The 1,024-nt window shown below is 68.8% G+C and carries 1 protein-coding gene; it reads left to right on the forward strand.

What is annotated here, in order from left to right; translation table 11 throughout:
* Positions 1-115 precede the first annotated feature (115 nt).
* A complete protein-coding gene (locus J4573_RS53380) occupies positions 116-1,006 on the forward strand; it encodes an IS5 family transposase (RefSeq protein ID WP_307797578.1) in 891 nt (296 codons plus the stop codon).
* Positions 1,007-1,024 lie beyond the last annotated feature (18 nt).

Below are 1,024 nucleotides of genomic sequence, written 5' to 3' on the forward strand. Positions count from 1 at the left end.
ACTAGGGCCTGTTTTGAAGTTTGCTGTGTGGCGGTGTGTCGTGGTCTCTAAGCAGAGAGGTCTCCGGTAAGGGGGTTCATCGACCAAGAAGAACCTTCTGAATACCGGAGACCTCGTGGCCACCCTAGCGGTGACGCGGCGGTTCGATCTGACCGAGGAGCAGTGGGCGCGGCTGGAGCCGCTGCTGCCTGTTCCGCGTCGCCAGGGTCGGCCGTCGGTGTGGACTAAACGGCAGCTCATCGATGGGATCCGGTGGCGGGTGCGGGTCGGTGCGCCGTGGCGGGACGTGCCGGAGTGTTATGGCTCGTGGCAGGCGGTGTACGGGTTGTTTCGCCGCTGGCAGCGGGCGGGAGTCTGGCAGCAGATCGTGACCGGTCTGCAAGCCGTGGCTGACGCGCACGGGCTGATCACCTGGGAGGTCGGGGTGGATTCCACGGTCTGCCGGGCGCATCAGCACGCGGCCGGCGCGGCCCGGCGCGCGCAGCTCGAGTCACCCGGCGGGGTGGCCACCGAGCCCGCCGACCACGCGCTGGGACACTCCCGCGGTGGTCTGACGACCAAGCTGCATCTAGCGTGTGAGCAGGGCCAAAGGCTGCTGTCGCTGACCCTGACGGCCGGGCAGCGGCACGACGCCCCGCAGTTCGAGGCGGTCATGGCCGCCATCAGCGTGCCGAGGCTGGGGCCGGGACGGCCCCGCAGCCGCCCCGACATCGTCCGAGCGGACAAGGCCTACTCGTCCCGGGCGATCCGCGCCCATCTGCGGCGCCGCGGTATCCGCTGCACCATTCCCGAACCCGCCGACCGTGTTCAGGGACGGCTACGACGCGGCAGCCACGGTGGCCGCCCACCCACATTCGACCCCGACGACTACCGCAATCGGTACGCCGTGGAATGCGGCATCAACCGCCTCAAACGCCACCGCGCCGTCGCCACCCGCTACGACAAGCTCGCCGCCCGATATGAGGCCACCATCCACATCGCCGCCATCAACGACTGGCTCACCTGACTTCGAAACAGGCCCTAG

It is taken from the genome of Actinomadura barringtoniae (assembly GCF_017573505.1).
GTDB classification, from domain to species: domain Bacteria; phylum Actinomycetota; class Actinomycetes; order Streptosporangiales; family Streptosporangiaceae; genus Spirillospora; species Spirillospora barringtoniae.